Origin of the sequence: Pseudoalteromonas sp. SIMBA_162, assembly GCF_046535955.1 — a bacterium.
In the GTDB taxonomy this organism is placed as follows: domain Bacteria; phylum Pseudomonadota; class Gammaproteobacteria; order Enterobacterales; family Alteromonadaceae; genus Pseudoalteromonas; species Pseudoalteromonas marina.
The window spans coordinates 1-267 of record NZ_JAWJBQ010000508.1 but is presented as its reverse complement, the minus strand read 5'-3'; the positions used below and the strand labels follow the sequence as shown (position 1 = coordinate 267).

Here is a 267-nt window from a genome sequence, read left to right as displayed (position 1 = left end):
CGACACTGACCCAAGCCATCGAAAACCAGATTGAAAGCGGCGAACCGCCTGCGGCCAAGGCCACCTTCAACAAGCTGACCCTGGTCGGTTACGAGCGCGAGGACATCCTCAACCTGATGGCCCATGTGCTGGCCTTCGAAATCGACAACATGCTGGTGGAAGACCGCGCGTTCGACGGCGAGTGGTACGAGAACGCCTTGCGGGCGCTGCCGGAGCTGCCGCCTGAGATGGATCAAGGCGAGGACGAATAACCCGACTACACTCGAA

The 267-nt window shown here is 60.3% G+C and carries 1 protein-coding gene; it reads left to right on the top strand.

Annotated features, from left to right (window positions below; genetic code table 11):
• On the top strand, positions 1-251 hold a 251-nt coding region (locus R0J88_RS20715), incomplete at its 5' end, for a hypothetical protein (RefSeq protein WP_410900986.1).
• Positions 252-267: the final 16 nt, after the last annotated feature.